19 protein-coding genes are annotated in these 21,518 nt (G+C 65.7%); 5 read left to right on the top strand and 14 right to left on the bottom strand.

The features are described 5' to 3' along the window. Positions 1 to 447: 447 nt before the first annotated feature. Both SSKA14_RS10695 and SSKA14_RS10700 read right to left on the bottom strand, forming a co-directional pair. Positions 448 to 3,198 (bottom strand): UvrD-helicase domain-containing protein, encoded by a 2,751-nt coding sequence (locus tag SSKA14_RS10695; protein WP_040007445.1) that lies wholly within the window; start codon positions 3,196 to 3,198, stop codon positions 448 to 450. A gap of 120 nt (positions 3,199 to 3,318) precedes the next feature. Beyond that, the gene (locus SSKA14_RS10700) at positions 3,319 to 4,308 is read right to left on the bottom strand and encodes an MDR family oxidoreductase (protein ID WP_008265890.1); all 990 of its coding nucleotides are present in this window, start codon (positions 4,306 to 4,308) and stop codon (positions 3,319 to 3,321) included. 102 nt (positions 4,309 to 4,410) lie between these two features. Between SSKA14_RS10700 and SSKA14_RS10705 the strand changes: the two genes are divergently transcribed. Further along, on the top strand, positions 4,411 to 4,758 hold the full coding sequence (locus SSKA14_RS10705; RefSeq protein ID WP_040007447.1) for a helix-turn-helix domain-containing protein: 348 nt from the start codon (positions 4,411 to 4,413) through the stop codon (positions 4,756 to 4,758). Positions 4,759 to 5,348: 590 nt separating this feature from the next. On the opposite strand, the gene SSKA14_RS23035 is transcribed toward SSKA14_RS10705, so the two are convergent. Continuing rightward, the gene (locus SSKA14_RS23035) at positions 5,349 to 6,545 is read right to left on the bottom strand and encodes a PAAR domain-containing protein (RefSeq protein ID WP_050413365.1); all 1,197 of its coding nucleotides are present in this window, start codon (positions 6,543 to 6,545) and stop codon (positions 5,349 to 5,351) included. A 630-nt stretch (positions 6,546 to 7,175) separates the two neighbouring features. Between SSKA14_RS23035 and SSKA14_RS10715 the strand changes: the two genes are divergently transcribed. Both SSKA14_RS10715 and SSKA14_RS10720 read left to right on the top strand, forming a co-directional pair. Continuing rightward, entirely contained in the window at positions 7,176 to 7,583 is a 408-nt protein-coding gene (locus tag SSKA14_RS10715) for a hypothetical protein (RefSeq protein WP_008264932.1), read from the top strand. A gap of 102 nt (positions 7,584 to 7,685) precedes the next feature. After that, the gene (locus tag SSKA14_RS10720; protein WP_050413366.1) at positions 7,686 to 8,141 is read left to right on the top strand and encodes a hypothetical protein; all 456 of its coding nucleotides are present in this window, start codon (positions 7,686 to 7,688) and stop codon (positions 8,139 to 8,141) included. A gap of 157 nt (positions 8,142 to 8,298) precedes the next feature. Here the strand turns inward: SSKA14_RS10720 and SSKA14_RS10725 are convergent, their stop codons facing one another. The 7 genes from SSKA14_RS10725 to SSKA14_RS10755 all read right to left on the bottom strand — a co-directional run bounded on the left by SSKA14_RS10725 (position 8,299) and on the right by SSKA14_RS10755 (position 15,234). Then, positions 8,299 to 8,676, bottom strand: a complete 378-nt coding sequence (locus SSKA14_RS10725; protein ID WP_008264805.1) for an EF-hand domain-containing protein — start codon at positions 8,674 to 8,676, stop codon at positions 8,299 to 8,301. 30 nt (positions 8,677 to 8,706) lie between these two features. Continuing rightward, positions 8,707 to 9,093: a hypothetical protein gene (locus SSKA14_RS10730; RefSeq protein ID WP_040007450.1), complete on the bottom strand. Its 387-nt coding sequence runs from the start codon at positions 9,091 to 9,093 to the stop codon at positions 8,707 to 8,709. Positions 9,094 to 9,184: 91 nt separating this feature from the next. After that, positions 9,185 to 11,155, bottom strand: coding sequence for a MacB family efflux pump subunit (locus tag SSKA14_RS10735; RefSeq protein WP_008266417.1), 1,971 nt, complete (start codon positions 11,153 to 11,155; stop codon positions 9,185 to 9,187). Then, on the bottom strand, positions 11,152 to 12,342 hold the full coding sequence (locus SSKA14_RS10740) for an efflux RND transporter periplasmic adaptor subunit (RefSeq protein WP_008266257.1): 1,191 nt from the start codon (positions 12,340 to 12,342) through the stop codon (positions 11,152 to 11,154). Before SSKA14_RS10740 ends, SSKA14_RS10735 begins: the two co-directional genes overlap by 4 nt. Before the next feature lie 126 nt (positions 12,343 to 12,468). Next, a complete protein-coding gene (locus SSKA14_RS10745) occupies positions 12,469 to 12,897 on the bottom strand; it encodes a hypothetical protein (RefSeq protein ID WP_008265932.1) in 429 nt (142 codons plus the stop codon). A 313-nt stretch (positions 12,898 to 13,210) separates the two neighbouring features. Further along, positions 13,211 to 14,560 (bottom strand): HAMP domain-containing sensor histidine kinase, encoded by a 1,350-nt coding sequence (locus SSKA14_RS10750; RefSeq protein WP_008265868.1) that lies wholly within the window; start codon positions 14,558 to 14,560, stop codon positions 13,211 to 13,213. After that, the gene (locus tag SSKA14_RS10755; RefSeq protein WP_008265878.1) at positions 14,560 to 15,234 is read right to left on the bottom strand and encodes a response regulator transcription factor; all 675 of its coding nucleotides are present in this window, start codon (positions 15,232 to 15,234) and stop codon (positions 14,560 to 14,562) included. The genes SSKA14_RS10750 and SSKA14_RS10755 overlap by 1 nt, the downstream gene beginning before the upstream one ends. 194 nt (positions 15,235 to 15,428) lie before the next feature. Here SSKA14_RS10755 and SSKA14_RS10760 point away from each other — a divergent pair, with 194 nt between their 5' ends. After that, entirely contained in the window at positions 15,429 to 15,710 is a 282-nt protein-coding gene (locus SSKA14_RS10760) for a hypothetical protein (RefSeq protein WP_008266215.1), read from the top strand. 77 nt (positions 15,711 to 15,787) lie between these two features. On the opposite strand, the gene SSKA14_RS10765 is transcribed toward SSKA14_RS10760, so the two are convergent. The 4 genes from SSKA14_RS10765 to SSKA14_RS10780 form a co-directional block, all read right to left on the bottom strand. Further along, the gene (locus SSKA14_RS10765; protein WP_008267438.1) at positions 15,788 to 16,258 is read right to left on the bottom strand and encodes a membrane protein; all 471 of its coding nucleotides are present in this window, start codon (positions 16,256 to 16,258) and stop codon (positions 15,788 to 15,790) included. After that, entirely contained in the window at positions 16,255 to 16,821 is a 567-nt protein-coding gene (locus SSKA14_RS10770; RefSeq protein ID WP_040007452.1) for a hypothetical protein, read from the bottom strand. Before SSKA14_RS10770 ends, SSKA14_RS10765 begins: the two co-directional genes overlap by 4 nt. Positions 16,822 to 17,013: 192 nt before the next feature. Further along, positions 17,014 to 19,155 (bottom strand): TonB-dependent receptor, encoded by a 2,142-nt coding sequence (locus SSKA14_RS10775; protein WP_008268288.1) that lies wholly within the window; start codon positions 19,153 to 19,155, stop codon positions 17,014 to 17,016. A 74-nt stretch (positions 19,156 to 19,229) separates the two neighbouring features. Next, positions 19,230 to 19,874: a TetR/AcrR family transcriptional regulator gene (locus SSKA14_RS10780; protein ID WP_008267419.1), complete on the bottom strand. Its 645-nt coding sequence runs from the start codon at positions 19,872 to 19,874 to the stop codon at positions 19,230 to 19,232. A gap of 83 nt (positions 19,875 to 19,957) precedes the next feature. Between SSKA14_RS10780 and SSKA14_RS10785 the strand changes: the two genes are divergently transcribed. Further along, positions 19,958 to 21,490, top strand: coding sequence for an FAD-dependent monooxygenase (locus tag SSKA14_RS10785; protein WP_008266030.1), 1,533 nt, complete (start codon positions 19,958 to 19,960; stop codon positions 21,488 to 21,490). Positions 21,491 to 21,518: the final 28 nt, after the last annotated feature.

A 21,518-nucleotide genomic window follows, 5' to 3' on the forward strand; every position in this document is an offset into this window, starting at 1 on the left:
AATTTCGCGTGTCAATGAGATCGATGATCCCGTAGGGAGCGTAGTTTCCGAGGGGCATGCCCACTACACGTTGATGCTCAACTGGTATCCATTAACGTAGGACAGGCCTGATCTCCCCCATTGGTTGGGGGAGATTTTTCCCTCAAGTCACAGAGCGCCTATCGTGATGGCGAGTGAGCTGGGAGGAACTCCGATCCGGCGGTGGTGCGACTGGCCGGCTGGCTGGCCGGTGCTGGATTCTCAATGAGGCGTTGGTTCCTGGCTTGGCGTGCGACGTCACCCTCGCCGTCATTGATACGCGGCAAAATAGGCGCGAATCTGGTACGTCCTCGCCATTGGCTCTCAGACCTTCTTGCTGCCTCCGCAGCCGTCACATGGCCATCGGACAATCAGGTCAGCTTGCGCCGCCTGACATGGGCGAGCGCCTGTGCACGAAGTCAGACGCGCTCACCCCAGACGCCCACCCCTCGGCCTGTTGTGGCACAACGGGTAACTGGAGCACGACCGGAACGGTCCATGCGGTCCATTCCGCTCCACAAATACGCCCACCTTGCACACCGGGCATCGTTCCTCGTTGATGACCGCGCCTGAAATCCCGGTCACTTCCACCGCACCGTCTTTCACCAGCTGATCCAGGAACAGCGAGTGCTTGCCCTGCAGGGTGAACATCGCCACCGAGCGCCGCGCACGCGTCAGCGCTACATAGAACAACCGTCGCTCTTCGCTGAGCGGATAGGTATCGCCATCGGGCATGGCCAGCGACAGCACCGGGTCATCCGAGCGCAGGCTCGGGAAGCCGCGGTTCACCATGCCCGGCAGGATCACGTAGTCCGCCTCGCGCCCCTTCGAGCGATGCGCGGTCAGGAACTCGACGTCCATCGTGCTGCCAAACGACGTTCTCCACTCCGCAGGCACCGCACTGCGATCGGCCTGGTAGCGCCCGAGGATGAACACCGTCACGCGTCCGTTGCGCCCCTGCGGCACCGCCCCGGACAACAACTGCTGGTGCAGCTTGGCAAGATACTGGCGAACGCCATCCTGCACTTCCTCACGCCGGGTCATCTGGAAGGCCTGCAGCACCGGCCCCATCGACGGCGCAGCAGAACGCACGGCCTTCGCAATCTGCGCGGGGTTGCGGCTGATGAAGCGGCTGGAGATATCGCACAGCGCCTGCGGGCAGCGGAAGGTCTGCTCGAGTTTCAGCACCTGGCCATGCCCCATCCATTCGCGGAATCCGGTCATCACCGAAACGTCAGCGCCGGCAAAACGATTGATCGACTGCCAGTCATCGCCCACCGCAAACAGGTGGCGGCCGGGCTGGCTCACCAGTGCGCGGCAGAGACGGGCGCGGGCACGCGAGGCGTCCTGGAATTCGTCGGCCAGTACCAGGTCGTAGGGCGACGCATAGTGTCCCTGCTCCAGCAGCCCGGCCGCCATGTTGAGCATGTCTTCGAAATCGATGCCGCGCTCGTCGGCCAACGCGTCGTCCCAGGCCTGGAATACGGGGCCGGCGATTTCCAGGAAGCGGCGGTACCGTTCCTTGAAGTGGTCTTCGGGCATCTGCCGCAGACGCCCGGCCATGTCGTCCAGGGTCAGGCAGTTGCTCTTGGCATGGGCAATGAAGGTGCGCATCAAGCCGATCAGGTCCGCATCCGGCATCGGCTTGGCACCCGCATCGGGCAGCTCGCGGTCCGGGTTCGGATCGAGCTCGATATCAGATGCGCCAAGCGTCTTCGCCAGGTCATGCAGGGCGTGCCCGCTGCGCAGGCCAAACGAGGTGGTCTCGACCAGCGCGGTGCCGCGCGCCAGGTGCTGCTGGCGTTTCCACTGCATGCCTTCGGCGTAATTGTCGAAGTGCTTCGGCGGCTGGCCATTGGCATCCAGCGCAAAGTGCTCGTGATACAGCGCGGCGTCCGGGTAATAGAAGTCCGGTCGATACTGGCGGTGGGTATCGGTGGCGGTATCAAATTCGTAACGGCGCTCGTAGTCGTACGCAACGCCGTTGTAGAACAGCCAATCGGCAATGACGCACTCTTCCAGGCTCTTCACCCGCTCGCCCTGCAGGGTGCGGATGTAGGGCGTGCCATCGCGGTCGTAGCCATCGGCCATCATCTCGGCGCCGAACGGCGGAAGGTCGCGGCCGAACACAAGCCGGAACATGTCCCACTGGGTGCGGAAGTGGATCGAGCGATCCTTCAGGTCATCCACCAGCTCGGCCAGCTTGTTGAAGCCCTGCGTTGCGTCGATGGCCCACTCGGGAATGTCGGGCTTGCGGCCGGTGGCCTTGCCGATGATGGCCAGGCCCAACGCATGGAAGGTCCGCGCTTCAACCACGGTATCGCCCATGCCGAGCCGATCGAAGCAGCGTTGTGCGCGTTCCTCCAGTTCCCTGGCGGCGTCCTTGTTGAAGGCGAGCATCACGATCCGTTCGGGTTCGACAAAGCCGCGATCGATGGCATAAGCCGCCTTGGCGACCATCGTGGAGGTCTTGCCGGAGCCCGCTGAGGCCACGACCTGGACGCGGTTGTCGAAGCAGATGACCGCGCGGGCCTGTTCCTCGGTCAGCGGTCTGCTCTCGACCCGGTCCAGGAAGTCCTTGGCCAGGACCAGCTCACGCGTGGCCATGGCGTCGTTCGCTTCGGCCCATACGGCGGGCCAATCCAGATGCCAGTCGTTCAGTGCTTCCAGCGCGGCCAGATGGTGGCTGGAGCGCAGGTCGTCATGCACGCTGGCATCGAGGAACAGGCGCTCCAGCTCATCCGGGGAGAGTGGCAGGGCGGGGCGGTCGGCCAGCAGCGCTTGTTGTTGTTCGTGGGTGATCCAACGTCGGCAGGCGTGACCGCGATCGGTCAGTGCGTCCGCCGCGCTCAACCAGGCCTGGATCTGCGCCAGCACGTCCTCGAACAGGCCCCTGCGCCCGCGCGTGCTGCGCGCGGACAACACGTCCTGCACAGCCGCTGCAAGTTGGGCTGCTTGCCGATTGGGCAGCCCGCCCACGGACACAGGACCACGTTCAGTCTGCAGAGCAACCCGGGCCCAGAACAGCCCCGGGACAACCTGCACGCGATGATCGCCATCCACGTGCTGGCGGTATTGCTCGCCCCGAAGAGTCAGCTCGAGGTGTTCGCCATCAAGCCGCAGCCGCCACAGTGGCGAGCGGGTCACACGCTGGCCCCAGCCCGAGGGGCACCATTCCATAGACATCCAGATACTGCCTTGCATGCTTCACCGGGCGTATAGCGCCCTTACAGCCCCATGATAAGGGGCCTTGGTGTCGCATGTGGCGCTCGCGCATCCGTCTTGCTGGCTGATGGCGTGTCACGCGTTCACATCAACGACAATCCGCCCGCGCACCTTGCCCGGAATGATCTGCTCGTAGACCTCCAGCACTTCGGCAAGTCCGATCTGCTGCACGGTGCTTTCCAGCTTCTGCGGGTCCAGGTCGGTGGCCAGGCGATCCCATGCACGCTGGCGCACGTCCTGCGGGGCATTCACCGAATCCACGCCGGCAAGGGTGACGTTGCGCAGGATGAAGGGCAGCACCGAGCCATGCAGTTCATCGCTCTGCGCCAGCCCACAGGCGGCCACGGCCCCGCGGTATTTCGTTTCGGCGATGGCGTTGACCAGCGTCGGGCCACCGGCCACATCCACCACGCCCGCCCAGCGCTCGGCACTGATCGGCCGGTCGCGCGGTTCTGACAGCTGCGCGCGATCGATGATCTCGGCCGCGCCCAGGCTGTGCAGATACTCGGCGTGTTCCGGGCGCCCGGTGGCGGCCACCACGCGATAGCCCAGCCTGGAAAGGATCGCTACCGCAATCGAGCCCACGCCGCCGTTGGCACCGGTCACCAGCACGTCGCCCTTTTCCGGGGCTACGCCCGCGTCTTCCAGCGCCAGTACGCACAGCATGGCGGTGTAGCCGGCAGTGCCGATGGCCATGGCATCGCGGGTGGTCAGGTTGCCGGGAATCCTGTTCAGCCATTCGCTGCGCACGCGGGCGCGCTGGGCCAGGCCACCGTGGTGGCCCATGCTCAGGTCCCAGCCATTCACTACGACGCGGTCGCCAGGCTGGAAACCGGCATTGCTCGACTCCAGCACCACGCCCGCCAGGTCGATGCCCGGAATCAACGGGAAGGTGCGGATGACCGGGCGCGAATGGGTGAGCGCCAGCGCGTCCTTGTAGTTCAGCGTCGAGTATTCAACCTGCACCAGCACGTCGCCGTCCATCAGGTCGGCTTCGTCGAAATCGACCAGCTCGGTGGAAACGCCGTTGTCGGTTTTGCGGGTCAGCAGTGCCTTGAAACTCATGGAAGCGCCTCACGTTCAGTGGATGGCCCCATGCTAGGCTCGCACCGTTATCGCAACAAGAACGATGTTTTTCCGTAGGTACTATGGTTTTCCGGAGTATGCATGCGTAGCAGGCGTTGGGACGGCAAGAGCGGGTGCGCCGTGGAAGTCACGCTGTCGGTGATGGGTGGCGTGTGGAAGCCGATCATTCTTTTCCACTTGATGAACGGCAAGCGGCGTTTCATGGAATTGACGCGGCGCGTACCGAACGCCACGCAATCGATGCTGACCAGCCAATTGCGCGAGCTGGAGGCCGATGGGGTGGTGATCCGTCATGTTTATGCCGAGGTTCCGCCCAAGGTGGAATACGAACTTTCCGAATTCGGGCGCACGCTGGTGCCGGTGCTGCTGGCGATGCGGGAATGGGGTGAAACCTATCGCGGGTACCAGAGTATGCGCGGGGACAGTTGAAGGCTGGGAGCCGGTGATGCCGGAAGTGCGGTGAGCCCCCTGCCGCAGCGGTTCATGCGATTGCGCTCTGCGCCACGCGAACCATTAGCCCTCCGCTCATGAGGGGGGCAGCGAAGATTGGGGCACATCCCCGCAGGTCACCACGACAGGCTTCAACTCGCGGCCATCGGCGGATTCACCTAGATGAAAGCAGGCTCTGAATACACGCAACTTTCCCGAAGTTCCATCGTCCAGGCTATCCGGCGTATACCCAGAGAGCACCACCTGGTAGTACGCGCCCACCTGCAGCGGCGGGGCAGGGGTGGGACCGGATCCATAGGGTATGCACTGGTCAGGTGGGAGCGAAGGTTCGGGAATGTGCTCGTCCATGAAGACCCGTTCCCACGTTGGGTAGAGTCCTTGCCCAGCAGCGCTCACTGCGATGGAGTCGATATCAGGCGGCTCGGATCGATTCTCGCGCGTGTCAGGAACACCAAAGCAAAGCCTGCCGTCAGACGTGCTGATCGTGGCCTTCTGGTAGCGCCCTGGCGGCGCTGAGCAGCTGGCCACGAGAGGTATCAGGATTGCCAAAAGGAACCATGCTTGTCTGATCATCGTGTGGTCCTCGGGAGGTTGCGCTTGTCGGAAGTTGACGCGAGGAATAGTGAGAGGTCGCCTTTCAACTGGGCATGGATGCCGAATGTGGTTCGATACCTTGTGTTGCTCATCTTGCTTTGTGAATCACGGAAGGCAACGAGAAAGTAGTCAGCGAGGATGTCGCCTTGCGCCTCCATGTTGTAGTCGTGGAGCAGGCGCACGTCATCGAGGACATAGTCGTAGCTCATGTTCGGTCGCGGTCCACGCACCAGCTTCACGTTGTAGCCGAGCTGATGCTGCCAGACATGGGTCATTTCGTGGATGAAAAGCTGCTGGTTACGAAGATCGCCAGAAGAGTAATCATGAATGTACAGGTCTTTCGGGAAGTAGATCTCGCCATTGGGGGCAACCACCGTGTCCTCAGGTTGCATCCCAAACAGCATCCAGTAACCATGGTTGTGAATCCTCACCAGGCTGTAGTCAATCGCATCGCCGAACACCAGCTGTGCCATCTCGATCTCGCCTTGTGTCAAGCCGCGTTCATGGCCTGGTACCTGCACCGGTACGATCGACGTTCCCATGGTGTCAGAGGTAGTAATCACACCATCGACATCAAAAACCGCTGCATCATCGATCCCGGCCAACAAGGTGCGTTCGCAACAACCGCTCATGGCGCTGGGTGGACGCAACTCCGCGCGCACCACCGCCACGCTCTCGCGGGTTGAAACACGTGACGTCTCGCCCAGTGCGTTGGTTATTCCGGAGAAGGTCTGGCCGTTCGCCAGATGGAGCGTGTAGGGAAGTTCCCGCAACGGCATGCCCTGTGAGCCGGTGAAACGGATAGCCTGGTCGAACTGAAGGCGGTGGCTGCTGGCCAGCGGCGTTTCAGCACGCTGCGTACCGGCCATGTTGGGGCTGGCAGTCCCGCCTGTGGTGGCAGTATTGGATACGTACACCCTGAGCTGTTTGCTTGACATCACCCTGCAGCCACACGCGAGCGCGCATCCGTCCAGCGCAACAGGCTGGCCATCGATGATGATCGTGCTGTCACCTTCGACAATCGCAAACACCCCTTTGTGCATGTGCGGGCACGTCGCCTTGTCGCCCACGCGTGCAACGCCCATGCCCTCGATGTCGGTTTGGTTCGACGCAGTGATTACACGCCCACCGCTGGAGGTCGGGTCTCCCATCACAATCCAGTTCCGTGCCATGAATCGCTTCCATTGCTGATCGGTCGGCAGAATCCGATGCAGTTCGGCGTTGCTTCGAGTGGCTTTTGCGACAAGCACGCCGGAGCCCAACTGCAATAGGCGATTGCGGGTTTATTGGAAGTGCGGGTTCGATCTCTGATGTCGGAACAGCAGAGTCTTCAAGGGTCGAACGCGACACCTGCTCTGTTCCGATATGAGCTGCCTATAGGGGAGGGTGAATCAGCTGTGTCGCGTTCGCCTTGCCTGCATCCACAGCGCCAAGCCATCTGCAGGCGAACATTGCCGCTCCATCTGGTGCGTTTGATGGACAACTCGCCACGACATGACGCAAGTACCGCGACTGCACGTCGGCGCGGCATTTCCCTACTTTTCATCTACGAACGAGTGCGCCAATCATCGCCGCGCCAAGGCACCCGCCCTGGCCGGGATTGGCGTCCCGAACTTACGTAGTACACGGCGTCGTGTTTGCAGCCTTCGCTGCAGCCATGACAATGCACCCCCTGCCAGTTCATGGCGGACGGTGCGTGGGGGTTCTAGGACCCGCCGGCTTTCGTACTACGTATCCGGCACGCCAACCCGCACCGTCCGCCACCTCGCATCTGCAGGTGGCCACACCGTGAGGTTGCCGTCATGCCTGACCGTACTCCCGATGTTCCCCGCCTGCGCCAGCTGCTCGGCGCCGCCGCGCGTGATCTTCCCGCCGCCCTGGCCGAAACGCTTGAAGCGGCACTCTGCGAATCCGCGGAGTCCGTCGCGCCGTCGGCGTTCTTCGCGCACTTGAAAGGCCACGGTGAGAATCTGCGAGCCGATGGCCAGCCCTGGACCGAAACCCGGCTCAGCCCCGGTCGCGCCTTCGATCTGGCCCTGGCCACCCGCAGTGCCTCGGGCATCACCGCGCTGACCGCCATGCTGCACGCCGCGCATGTGGCCCGCGAGAGCGATGATCCCGCCTGCTGCCCGTCCGCAGCGCTGGTCGAAGGCCTGTTCAACGCCTGCCACGTGCTGTCGCTGCAGGTGGAGCGCTGCCTGGTTCCGTGATGGCGCAGGTTGCGCGGGGTTGTGCTGCAGCCTCACGCGGTCTTTGCAACTCGGAGGGCAGGCATTGCTAAGTTCGCTTGGCATCCATTACAGGAACCTGCAATGACCCGGACGTCCACGCGTGTATTGCTCGGCCTCTGCCTGATCCCGGCCGTGGCCTTTGCCCAATCCGACCGCCAGGTAGCCGAGGACATGGTCACCCGCGCGGCCAATGTCTGTCCTGGCCACAGCACCGAGCGCACGGCACCTACCGTGAAGAAGGTGCCGGTCGGTGCACTGCGCGTCATGCTCGATCGTGGGCTGGTGATGTGCCCGGACCGCCGGCTGGATGCCGCCGCGCCCGCCGTGTTCTATGGCCGTGTGGGTGTGTTCGGCTGGAATCCGGAAGTGCCGGCCGCTGCGACGGTGGTCGTGGCCAAGATCGACCAGATGACCCGCAAGGATGAGCACCCGGTGGAGACGCTGGTGTGGGATGCCAAGGGCACCGCGCTCACCCAGCAGACGGTGCCGGCGTTCGAGCCGCGGCCGGGTGCGGCGGTGCTGTACAAGGTGCGCTGATTGCCGCGCGCTACCGGCTGGAGGCCCATTCTGCGGGGCGCTCTGGCGCTCGCGCGTGGTGACGGAGCCGTGCCCACCAAGGTGGGCACCTACCATAGCGATGCAACCTGGCATCCGCCAATGCCGCACGATCAGGCGCTGACCCCGTACCAAGGCGTTACTTCGCCGGGGCGTCTGCCGTCTGCGCGGCCACCATGGCCTGCTGCATTTCCTTCAGCGACAGATAGCCATCGCCATCAGTATCCAGCCCCGCGAAATACTTCTCGATTTCCGGCACCACGGCGGCTTCCTTCCTGCTGATCTTTCCGTCTTTGTCGGCATCCATTTCCTTGAACGCGGCGTCGATGGAGTCGGCCTGCTTGTTGAAGCGTGCCTGCTGGTACTTCGCGTACTCGGCCTTGTCGATGCGGCCATCGCCGTTGCTGTCCATGACGGCGAAGCTGGAGTCGATATAGGCCTGCTTCGGGTCGCCGCTGGCGGCGTGGCCAATGAGCGGTGCGGCACATAGGGTAATGATGAGTAGCGTCTTGTTCATGCGGTCGGTTCCTTCGGAATGCAGGGCAGGTCAGCGGCAGGGATAGGTGTAGCCATCCGAACCACGGTAGGTGTCGTTGCGGCGGTCGTAGTTGCCGTAGCGGTTCATGCAGTAGTCGGCACGTTCGCGGGCTTCGCGCTCGCGCTTGGCCGCGGCGGCGATCACGCCGGCCACCACTGCCGCGCCGACCACGCCCACCACCACGCGCTTGGCCTTGTCGTCATCACGCCGCTCGCGTTCACGTTCGCGTTCGCGGCGCTCCCATTCGTCGCGCTGGCGGTCCTGATAGCCCCGGTCCCAGCCGGAGCGGTAGCTATCGCGGTCCTGTGCATGGGCGTCGCCCGCGTAGGGCAGCAGCACCAGCAGCTGCAGTGCGGCGCCCAGCAGCAACGCTGTACGTCCTGTCTTCTGAAACATCGTTCCGCTCCTGTGCGGCTGTGTCGGTCGTATCAGTACAGCGCGCGGACATTGCGCGAACCTGTAGTCGCTCTTGTGGAATGCGCGTCGTTCAGCGCACCAGCGCCTCCACCGGGTCCAGTTGCGCCGCGCGGCGTGCCGGCAGGAAGCCGAAGCCAATGCCGATCAGGCTGCTGCAGGCAAACGCGGCCAGGATCGAGGTGCTCGAGAACACCAGCGAGAAGCCGATATCAGCCAGTGCCAGCGCGGCCCCCAGCGCCAGCGCCACGCTGATACCCAGCACGCCACCGAGCAGGCAGACCAGTACTGATTCGATCAGGAACTGCTGCAGGATGTCGCTGCGGCGCGCGCCCACCGCCATGCGCACGCCGATCTCGCGGGTGCGTTCGGTCACCGACACCAGCATGATGTTCATCACCCCGATGCCGCCCACCACCAGCGCGATGGCGGCAATGGAGCTGATCATCAGCGTGAGGATGCGGGTGGTCTGCTCGATCGACGTGCGGATCTGCGCGTTGTTGCTCATGTAGAAGTCACGCCGCCCATGCCGGCGCTCCAGCAGCCGGCCGATGGCGGCCTCCGCCGCCTGCATGCCGACGGTGTCGGACACGCGCACGGTAATGCTGGACACATGGCTCTGCCCCAGCATGCGCGCCATGGCGGTGGTGTAGGGCACCCAGACCTGCAGCAGCGAGGCATCGCCGACGGCCCCGGCCTCCTTCTTCACCACGCCCACCACCCGCACCGGCACGTTGCCGAGCAGCAGGGTCTGGTCGATCGGGTCTTCCTGTGCGGCGAAGAACCGTGCACGCGTGTTGGCATCGATTACCACCACCTGCTGGTAGCCGGCGACGGCGGGCTGGCCAAAGAAGCGGCCTTGCCCGAGCTTCAGGCCGTGCACGCGGAAGTACTGTTCACTCACGCCCTGCATCTGCACGTTGGCCGAGCGGTTGCCGCGCTGGGCGGTGCCACTGCTGGCGACGCCGGGCGTGGCGCTGTCCACGAACGGCTGCCCGGCCAGTGCCGTGCTGTCGCCGGGCGTCAGGGTTTCCACCTGTGCGGCGTGCACATCGCCGAAGCCGGAGCCCGGGTAGACCTCGATGGTGGTGGTGCCCAGCGAGGCGATGTTGGACAGGATGGCCTGGCGTGCGCCGGTGCCCAGGGCGACCACCGATACCACCGAGGCGATGCCGATGATGATGCCGAGCATGGTCAGGAAGGTGCGCATGCGGTGCGCGTTCATCGCGCGCAGGGCCATGCGGAAGGCTTCACCGAAGCGGTCGCGCAGCGCCTGCCAGCCGCTGCCTTCGCTGCGCACCTGCAGGGTGGCTGGGTTGCTGGACGCCGCCGCTGTCGCGGCAGCGGTAGGGCGATCATCGACGATGCGCCCGTCGCGGATCTCGATGATGCGTTGCGCATGCTCGGCCACGGCCATGTCATGGGTGACCAGCACCACGGTGTGGCCTTCGGCGTGCAGTTCACCCAGGATCTTCATCACCTCCTTGCCGGACTGGGTGTCCAGAGCGCCGGTAGGCTCATCGGCGAAGATCACCGCGCCGCCGTTCATCAACGCGCGCGCGATGGACACGCGTTGCTGCTGCCCGCCGGACAGCTCGCCGGGCAGGTGCTGCATGCGTTCGCCCAGGTCCAGCCGCTGCAACAGCGCCTGCGCGCGGGCATGGCGGTCGGCGCTGGGTTGGCCGGCATAGATGGCCGGCACTTCCACATTGCCCAGCGCGGTCAGGTCGGTCAGCAGGTGGTAACGCTGGAAGATGAAGCCGAAGTGCTCGCGACGCAGTTCGGCCAGTTCGTCCGGCGACATCTGCGCGGTCTCGCGACCGGCAATCTGATACGCGCCGGCCGAGGGCCGGTCCAGGCAGCCCAGGATGTTCATCAGGGTGGACTTGCCCGAGCCGGACTGGCCGACGATGGCCACCAGCTCACCGGCACGGATATCCAGATCAATGCCATCGAGCACGACCAGGGTCTGTTCGCCAGCGGCGAATTCACGGCGGATGCCGCGCACGCGCAGCAGCGGTGCGTCGTTCTCTGCGTCCGTCATGGTTGTGCGGCGGCTGTGGCGGCGGCATCGCCGGCCTGGGCCAGGACCACCTGCTCGCCTTCCTGCAGGCCACTGCGCACTTCCACGTTGATCTGGTCGTCCAGCCCGGAGGTGATGCGCCGCGGGGCAGGGTGGCCATCCGCGTCGCGTACCTGCACGTTGTAACTGCCATCGGTGGCGCGCGCCCCCAGCGCGGCCGAGGGAATGGTCAGCACGCCCTTGGCACGCCCCAGTACGATGCGCACCTGCGCGGTCATGTAGCTGCGCAGGCGGCCGTCGGCGTTGTCCACGTCGAACTGGCCGTTGTAGTACATGGCGGTGCGGCTGGCGCCCGCCGAAGCCCCTGCCGGACTGAAGCCGGAGGTGTCTTCGTTGGTGATCGACTCCGGTGCCGGCGCGATGTCGCGCAGCGTGCTGCTGTAGCGTCGGCCGTTGTCGCCCAGGATGGTGAAGAATGCCTCCTGTCCCAGCGCGGTGTGCACCACGTCTGCTTCGGAGATCTCGGCGTAGACGGTCATCACGTCCTGGTTGCCGAGCATCACGATGGTCGGTGCGCTCTGTACCGCATTGACGGTCTGGCCCTGGCGCGCGACCACGGCCAGCACGGTGCCATCGGTGGGCGCGGTGATGCGGGTGTAGCCCAGGTTGGTCTGTGCCACATCCACATCGGTCTGCCGCTGCACCACCTCGCCATCGAGTGCGGCGATCTGCTCCCGCGTGGCATCGACCTTGGCCTTGGCCGCATCGTAGTCGGCGCGTGCGACCAGTTGCCTTGACACCAGTGCCTGCTGGCGTTGAAGCGTCAGCTGGTATTGGCGCAGATCGGTGGCGAGGGCATCGCGGTTCGCGCGGGCGCTGCGCTGGGCGGCCTGCGCGCTCTGCAGCGCATTGCGCTGGGTGCGCGAGTCGATCTCGGCGATGAGGTCACCGGCCTTTACCTTGTCGCCCAGCTTCACATGCAGGGTTTCGATGCGTCCGGAGACCTGCGCGCCCACGCTCACCAGCCGCGAGGGCTTCAGCGTGCCGGTGGCTTCCACCACCTGTTCGATGTTGCCACGGATGACCGGCGCTACCTCCAGGTGCGGCGGCGGTGCGGGCCGCAGCCAGGCGAACAGGAGCAGCGCGGTGCAGAGCAGTACGGCGGCAATGATGAGCACGCGGCGACGCTTGCGCGGTACGGCGCTCATCGGCTCAGCATCCAGAAAAGACAGGGCATCGTGGGTCCTCGCGACAGATGGGATGCACGCCGGCGGGCGTGGATGGTCGTCGAGTCTCGATGCGCTGGATTGCGTGAACCTTGCGGTGGTGCGGGCCTATCCGTGCACCGTGCCGAGTGCGAGCAGGGTCACCGCGATGAACTGCAGCACGCTGCCGAGCGCCAGCAGGACGTGGCGCAGGCGTTGCGACACGCGGCGCAGGCTGCAGAGCTGGCATATCGCGCCGGCCAGCAGCCAGGCTGACGTGCTGAGCGGCCTCGGGCCTGTGGCACCGAGGACGATGACCGGCAACGTGACGGCCAGCATCATGCCGGCTGCATGCGCGTGCAGCGCGCGCAGCATCGAAGGAATGGGTCGCCATACTGCCTCGCGCCACACCGCCAGCATATGCAGCCCCGCATGCAGGGTGACGAACAGTACGATGGCGGCGGCTGTTCCCAGCGCTTGGCGGAATGTTGCAGCCACCAGGGCCATGCCCGGCAACAGCAGGAACAGTGCGCCGGCCAGGCGTATCAGGGCGTCCACCCGCTCCGGTTCGGCGGGCGTCCGCAGCCAGTGCGTCCAGTGCTTCCCTCCATGCTTGCGCCACGTTCGCGCGCGATGATTCCACGCTGCCGCGGTCAGACTGGACGTACAGCCGGGGGGTGGAGTACGCGTGGAAGACGAAGGGGGATGCGCTCCCTGTGTCACATGCAGGCTTCCTGTCAGACCCGGACGCGGCATCATGAGCAATGCCGCGCCTGCAGATGCTGTGCGGCGAACATTGCCGCAACCTTGCGCATCGCCCCCGGTCGCCACGCGTGGACAGCGGGCAGTCAGACCCACAGGCGGGGTGCGCTCAGCGCTCCGATGGGGGCGCGCTGCTGACGCCAGGATGCAGCGGGAACTCGACCCGGATCAAAGCGCCGCCGCCGGGTGCATCCAGAATCGTGACGCGGCCGCCATGCCGGTCGATCACCTGCCGCACCAGATTCAACCCCAGCCCGGCGCCGGTCTGCCGTGGGCGCAGGCGCTGGAAGGGCTCGAACACCCGTTCGCGCTGGTCGACCGGAATGCCGGGGCCGTCGTCCTCCACTTCCAGGCAGCTGCCCTGCACGCGCACGATGATGTGGCGCCCGCCATGCTCTGCTGCATTCAACACCAGGTTGGAGAGCACGCGCTCCACCGCGCCGGCCTCGCCCAGCACCGGGAAATTCGGTTCCACCGCGACGGCGACCGTCTTGTCGGACTGGATCAACAGCGGCGCCAGATCGGCCACGACCCGCTTGGCCACGCGGGCCAGGTTGAGCGAGTCCTTCGGTCCAGCTTCTTCCATGCGGTGCAGGTCCAGCAGTTGCTCGGCCAGCGTCGCCAGCCGCGCGACTTCCACGGCCAGGCTGCGGGACGTGGCGTCGTCGGTGGCATCGATCTTGACCCGCAGGATCGCGATCGGCGTACGCAGCTCATGGGCGGCGGCGGCGATGAAGCGACGCTGCCGCTCGTGTCCCTCGTCCAGCCGGTCCAGCGCTTCGTTCACCGCTGTCACCAGCGGAGCGATCTCCACCGGTACGGCGGTCTCGGTCAGGCGGATGCCGCGACGGCTGGCGGAGATGTTGCGGGCCTCCTGCGCGATGCGTTCCACACCGGCCAGGGCGCGACGGACGATGATCGGGGTCAGGATGAGGGTGGCCAGGCCCAGCAGCAGGAAGATCGGCAGGGTGATGATGTGTGCGGCCAGCGCCATCTGCCAGGTCAGCGAATCGGTTTCGCCATGGGCCATGATGGTCAGCTTGCCGGCCGGGCCACTGTGCTGGCGTATCGCCACCGCGAGGCCATCGCTGCGGTCGCGTCCGCGGAGGTCGCCATAGGGAATGCCGTCGAGGGCGCCCACCAGCGATGCGTAGGCAGGTGGAACATGGCCGAAGGTCACATGGTGGCCATGTTCATCCTCGGCGATGAACCACGCACCGGGGACGATCTTCAGCAGCTCGGACAGCTCAGGCGTGTGCTCCACATACAGTTCGCCTGTGCTGTCGCGGTGAACGGCCTCTGCGGCCACCGGGGCAAAGGTCTGGATGGTGTAGTAGCCGCCGCTGTCGGCACGCACCAGCACCATCAGCAGCGCAAAGAACGCAACCAGCAACGCAAGCAGCTGGTAGATCAGCGTTTTGACGATCAGCGGGCGCTTCAGGGAGGGGCGTCGCGCCATTACTTCGTTTCCCGCATCAGATAGCCGACACCGCGGATGGCATGGATTTCCACCCCGGCATCGGCGTCGGCCAGTTTGCGCCGCAGGCGTGAGACATGCGAGTCGAGCGTGTTGGAATGGATGCCGTCGTCGAAGCCATACACCGCCATTTCAATGGACTCGCGCAGCACGGTGCGGCCCAGCCGGCGGGCGAGGGCGGCCAGCACCCGGATCTCGCGGCGTGGAAGCTCCAGCCGCTGTCCACCCACCGTGGCCTCGCCCGAGGCGGGGTCGAACAGCAGCCGGCCGATGCTCACCGGCTCTACCTGCATGCCGCCCGGCCGGCGCCCGGCTGCACGAATCCGCGCGAACAGTTCCTCCAGCGCGAAGGGCTTGGCCAGGTAGTCGTCGGCTCCCTCGTCCAGGCCGGCGATGCGGTCCGGCAACTGTCCCAACGCGCTGAGCACGATGATCGGTACCCCGGGGTTGTGCCCGCGCAGCACCGGAATCAGGCCCAGCCCGTCGCCATCGGGCAAGGTGCGGTCCAGCAGCACCAGATCGTGTGACCCGTAAAGCGCCGCTTCGCGGGCCAGTGCCAGCGTGTTGGCCAGGTCCACCACGTAGCGTTCGCGCTGCAGGGCGGACTTCAGGGTGGCAGCCAGTTCGGCTTCGTCTTCGATCAGCAGGATGTGCATCGGCGGGAATTGGGCGGGAAGGGGCGCGGGGGACTTCGGCAGGCGCCGGCACCGTATTACAGGAACATTGCGTGAACATGGCGTGCCAACGCAGGGGGAACCCTGCAGCGGTGCGGCCATCTGGCGCAAGGTTCGCGCAATCCGGGCACTCCAGCCTTGGCGCCCGTCTGCTGATCCCCAACCCTGGAGTGCCCATGAAGTTGTTCGTTCCGCTGTTGTTCGTTGCCGCGCTGGGCGGCTGTACCACCGCCAGGATGACCGTCACTCCCGATGGCCGCCGTGGCGTGTCCATCGACTGCAGCGGCTCCAGTTCCTGGAGTGGCTGCTACGAGAAGGCCGGGCAGATGTGCCCGGGGGGCTATGTGGTCTTCAGCAAGGATGGCGATGAAGGAAACGCCATCGCGGTGGGCAACAAGAACGGCTTCACCTCTACCCAGATGGCCACCCGCTCGATGCTGGTGTCCTGCTCGCACTGAGGTTGGCGGGGGAAGTGGGTAGGCACCCCCTCGATGTCCACTACAACGATGCCCCTCGGAAGGGGCATCGTTGGGGTTCACGGCGCTGTCTTCGCTAGACGCGGATCGGCAATGATGCGCGAGGGCGATCCATACAGCACCAGGACCCGCATGCCGGTGCTGAACACCGGGTCGGGGCCCTGCACAACCGTCATCAGGTTGCCGTTCTCCGTCTGTACCACGTACTCCAGGCCTTGCGTCTTGGAAAGTGCGCGTTCGGACGCGGCACCGGCAATCGCGCCCACCACCAGGCCGCCGATGGCACCGATGGCGGCCGCCTGATCGCTACCGCCGATGGTCGAACCGGCAACGCCGCCAGCGGCTGCGCCGGCGACCGCGCCGCCCCCCTGGCTGCCGTCGATGCTCACCGAGCGAACACTGATGACCGTGCCGCCTACGGTTCGATTGACCTGTCCCACCGAACCGATGGAGTAACTGTCGGTTCGCACGTTGGGCGCGCAGGCCGTCAGCATTGCGGCAACGGATGCACCCAGCAGCAGGCGTTTCACGGCGCTTCCTGCTTGTTCGGGAACATCGGCTTGGTAATGTCCACGGTCTCCAGCGCCTGCAGGAACTGGGCGATGTTGTTCTGCGCCGAGCGGCTGATCGATTCGCGAGCGCGAATGACACCGGCAAAGGCATAGTTGAACGGTACTTCGCCAGAGGCGCTGACATCCTGGGTGTAGACGATGCTGCCGGTGGCGCGGTCAATCAGCTCATACCGGGCGATCGTCTTGGTGGTCATCGATGCACCGAAATTCGGAATGTCGATGGCCAGGATCTTCACCGACAGGCTCAGTTTCACCGGCGCATCGTCGCGGAAGACCGCCATCTTGTTCAGTGCTTCGGTCAGCGCGTTCTGCCACATCTGCGGCACTTCGTGCTGGGCCTGCGCCGGGATCTTGCCCTTGGCCTCGTCCGGGCGCGCCAGGGTGACTGTCAGCGACTTCAGTTCACCGTCGATCTTCTTGCTGCTGACCCCAACGTTGGGAACCGAAAAATTGAGCGGAGGATTGGTGGTGCAACCGGCCAGTGACGCAGCGAGGATCGCTGCGAGCAGGAACTTCTTCATCCATTTTCCCCTGTGATTACGTTTAAACATCCATGGTGAATCGTGGGCCGATCCGCCGCGTCCGTGCTGCACCGCATGATGTGCAGGTGGTCGCCCGCAAGCGTGGTCCGGACGCGCGGAAGCATACCTGAATTGGCGCCGCATGCAGCGCCGTCAGACCACGGGGCCCTGTTGGGGAAGAGGGCAGGCGCCTCAGAAACTGTAGGCCGCCTGCACGTACACCCGCCGCGGTTCACCCGGGAAGTGCCCGTTGCGCTCGATGAAGCCGCTGGCGGCGTACACCTTGTCGAATAGGTTCTTGACGTTGGCCTGGAACTGCCACTGCTTCCACGTGGTCTTCCAGCTCACATCGAACACGGTGTAGGCCTTCACCGTCTGCCCGTCGAGGCTGACACGTTCTCCTACATGATCCACGCCGAAGCCAATCGCTGAGTTGATCGAGGGCAGGTCGTAGCGCGTCCACAGCCCCACCTTGTTGCGTGGTGCATTGGCGAAACGGTCGCCGGAGGCATTGGTGATGCCGTTCGGACCGGCGTCCTTCACCCGCGCGTCGTTGTAGGCGTAGGTCAAATTCAGTACCCAGCGCTCAGTGATGTCGGCCAGCAGGTCCAGTTCCATGCCGGTGCTGCGCACCAGGCCCAGGGCGGCCAGTTGGTTCACCCCGCCGATCACCGCGCCGGTGGACTGCACGATGTTGCTGCGGTCGATGCGGTAGGCCGCCACGTTCAAGGTCACGCGGTCGGCGAGCAGGGATTTCAGGCCAACCTCCCACTGCCTGCTGCGCTCGGCATCGAACGGGCCGCCCGCGGCCGGGTTCTGGTTGGCCGCGCTCTGCGGCACGAAGCCACTGGCCACGTTGGCGTATACGTTCAGCCCCTCGCGCACGCTGAAGGTGCTGCCCAGCCGCCAGCTGAGATCGTTGCCTTCCACGCTGCCGCCACCCAGGCGGTCCTCATCATTGAAGCCATCCCAGCGCAGCCCGGCCAGCACGTGCCAGCGCGTGCCCAGCGCCAACTCATCCTGCAGGTAGCCGCCGTAGCGCTTGCTGCGTGTGGAGGTGCTGCGCCAGGGCAGGGCGGCCAGGTTGTAGTCATGCCAGGTGCTGGCGCCATAGACCGGGTTGAACAGATCGATGCCGCGCACCGGGCCGGCGCCGCGTGCCAGGTCGGCGCTGTTGGCGGTCTGCGCGGTGAAGTCGGCGTCGAGCTGGTACACATCGGCGCCGAACAACACCTTGTGTTCGATGCGCCCGGTGTTGATCCGCCAGACCGCATTCGCGCTGGCGGTGAACGCCTCGTTGTCGCGGATCTGGTTGCGCAGCTGGCGCGTCATCCACTCGGCCACGCCATCGCGGTCACGGTCGATCAGCCCCATCGGCTCGTGGTACATCTGGTGCTCGTTGTTGCTGAACCAGCGTGCGGCAACGTCCACATCAAGGGTGTCGCGCGGCGCGAAACGGTACTGCACCAATGCCACCTTGGCGCGCATGTCGAGGAAGTCGCTGGCCTCGTTGTGGTTCCAGCGGCGGTCGGTCAGGAAGCTCCCGGCATCGTTCACCGGCACACCGCGCAGGCGGTTGCCGCCCAGGTTCTGGGTGATGTCGGTGAACTGCAGCACCAGTTCGCCGGTCTGGCCGACATCGAAGGCCAGCGACGCATCGCCGATCACGCTTTCGCTGTCGGCGTTCCAGCGCACGCCCTGTTCGCTGTCGGCATACAGGCCTGCGCGATAGCGAACGCTGCCGGTGGCATTCAACGGCCCGGTGCCTTCGATCGAGCCCGCACGGAAATCCTTGTCGCCCACCTGCAGCTCGATGCGGCGCTCGGCACGAGCCTTCGGCTTGCGCGTCACATAGTTGATGACGCCGCCGGCATCGCCGCCGCCGTACAGCGCTCCGGCAGGGCCCTTCAATACCTCCACGCGCTCGATGTTGAACAGCTGCGGCACCGAGAAACCTGCATAGGGATCGCCGCGCAGGCCGTCGTACAGCACGTTCTCCTGGCGGAAGCCACGCAGGGTGACGCCGGCATAGCTGAAGAAGCTGATGCCGCTGATGCTGCGGTACAGGTCGGTCACCTGGCGCGCGGCCTGGTCGTCGATCAGCTCGCGCGGGATCACCTGGATCGACTGCGGGACCCGCTCCAGCGGGGTGTCGGTACGAGTACCAACGGCCGCATCGGTGGCGCGGTAGAGGGTCTGCGCACGGCCGCGGACTTCGACCTTGTCCAGGTCCCTGGGGGCGTCTGCCGGGGTCTCGGCGGCCAGTGCGAGAGAGGTCAGGGAAAGGCCCAGCGCAAGGCACAGGGCGCGCGGCAGAGAAGCGGAAAGGGGCATGGGGGCGAAGTGGGGTGGCTGCAAATGAGAAAGATTAGCATTTGCAACACTTCGTGACCTATCCCCCGAATGCGCTATGGACGCAGCGCCGGGTCTGTATACGGCGTGCCTGCCAGGGCCACCAGCACCCCGGTGGCGCCACGCACGATCAGCTGCAGCATGGCCTCGCGCGGGTCTTCACCCTGCCGGTGGCTGGCCAGGCCCTTCTCGTACGCCGCCACCATCGACGCCATCAGCATGGCGGCGCCCAGCCTCGCCTCGGCATCGCTGGGGGGCCGGCCGGCAGCATCGGCCATCAGTTGCGCGAGGTCGTCGCTCAGTTGCGCATGCAGCCTGCGCGCGTGCGCGACAAGCACGGGACTGTCGGCCACGGTCGCCCAGAACGCCGCGGCGCCGGCGTTGATCCGCAGCAGCGGATGGCCGCTGTCCAGCAGTTGCCGTACCAGCGACTGGAAGGCGCCCAGCGGGGCCATGTCGTTGCGGGCCAGCATGCCCTCGCGCAGCAAAGCGCGCGCCTCCTCGTCGCGGTCGAAGACCAGGTCTTCCTTGCTGGCGAAGTAGTTGAAGACCGTCTTGCGCGAAACCCCGGCGGCCTCGGCGATCTCGGACATCGACACCGCCTCGAAGCCGCGCCGGATGATCAGCTCGGTGGCGACGTCTGAAATCGCTTGTCGGGTCTCGGCCTTGCGCTGCTCGCGGCGGCCCGGGAGTGGGGTCATCGGAGGTTCACTTGTGGAAACGTACACCGAGTGTAACATTCTGATCGCCAGAGCGCCGGTCCGGTGCTCACGAGGAAGTCCCAATGCTGTACGACATCGTCATCGCCGGTGCGGGCCCGGTTGGCCTGTTCCTGTCCTGCGAACTGGCCCAGGCGGGCTGTTCGGTGCGGGTGCTGGAACAGGCCGAGTCCCCCGGATCACCCCTGAAACGCTTGCCGCTGGGCCTGCGCGGCTTGAACGCCCCCACCCTGGAGGCACTGGATCGGCGCGGCCTGCTGGACGCGGTCGCCGCGGCCCAGGTGCTGAAGCCGGACAAGGGCGCACCCCCGCCCGGCACGGCGCACTGGCTGGCGCAACCGCGACCGTTGGGCGGCCACTTCGCCGGCATTCCGTTCGCGTTGGACAGCGTGGACAGCGGGCGCTGGAACTGGCGCGTGCCGACGCCGGTCGGCACGCAGATGGCGATCGAGCTGCAGGCGCTGGAAGCCGTATTGACCGAGCGCGCAGTCGGGCTGGGTGTGCACATCGATCGCGGCTGCGCGGTACAGGCGGTGCAGGTGGAGGAGGATCAGGTCGCTGTGCAGACGACTGCACACGGCACCGTCAACGGCCGCTGGCTGGTCGGCTGCGATGGCGCCCGCAGCACGGTGCGCAAGCAATCGGGTTTCAGCTTCGAAGGAACCGAACCGGAGTTCACCGGCCATTCCCTGCTCGTCGAACTGGAAGATCCATCGGTGCTCACGCCGGGTCGCCAGTACACCGTGCACGGCATGTGCAATTTCAACCCGCCGGGCGTGCTGGCACTCGCCGATTTCGACGGCGGCGCTGGCCATCGCACGGCGCTGGACCTGCCGTCGGCCCAAGCGCTGCTGCGGCGCGTGTCCGGTCACAATGCAACGATCACCGCGCTGCATCTGGCCACCACCTGGACCGATGCCGCGCGCCAGGCCAGCGCCTACCGCAACGGTCGCGTGCTGCTGGCCGGTGATGCCGCACACATGCATTCACCGTTGGGCGGCCAGGGGCTGAACCTGGGTATTGGCGATGCAATGAACCTGGGCTGGAAGCTGGCGGCGGTGGTGCGTGGGGTCGCCGGCGAGGCCCTGCTGGACAGCTATCAGGCCGAGCGGCATCCGATCGGCGCGAAGGTACTGGACTGGTCGCGTGCGCAGGTTGCGCTGATGCGACCGGGCGCCGGTTCGCGCGCGCTGGCGGCCGTCATTGCCGATCTGGCCGACACCCGCGATGGCGCGACCTATCTGGCCGAACGGGTGTGGGGCGTAACGCAGCAGCTGGCGCTGAGCGAGGGACACCCGCTGGTCGGTCGCAGCGTGCCGGACTTCGCGCTGGCCGATGGCCGGCGCACGGGTGAGCTGCTGAGGGCCGGGCAGGGGGCGCTGCTCGTGTTCGATGTTGAATCGCTCTCGTGCGACATCACCGGCGATGCACCGCCGCTCCCTGTCTGCATGGGATCGGTGCTGGGTGAGGCGACGGGCCTGGGCGCGGTTCTGGTGCGCCCCGATGGCATCGTCGCCTGGGCCTGCGATGCGGGCGGTGACACGGCCGGATTGGCTCACGCGTTGCAGTGCTGGTTCGGGACGGTGTCCGTCGTTTGACCCGCGTGGCGGCGCAGCCGGTCCAAGG

Origin of the sequence: Stenotrophomonas sp. SKA14, from assembly GCF_000158575.1 — a bacterium.
Lineage (GTDB): Bacteria > Pseudomonadota > Gammaproteobacteria > Xanthomonadales > Xanthomonadaceae > Stenotrophomonas > Stenotrophomonas forensis.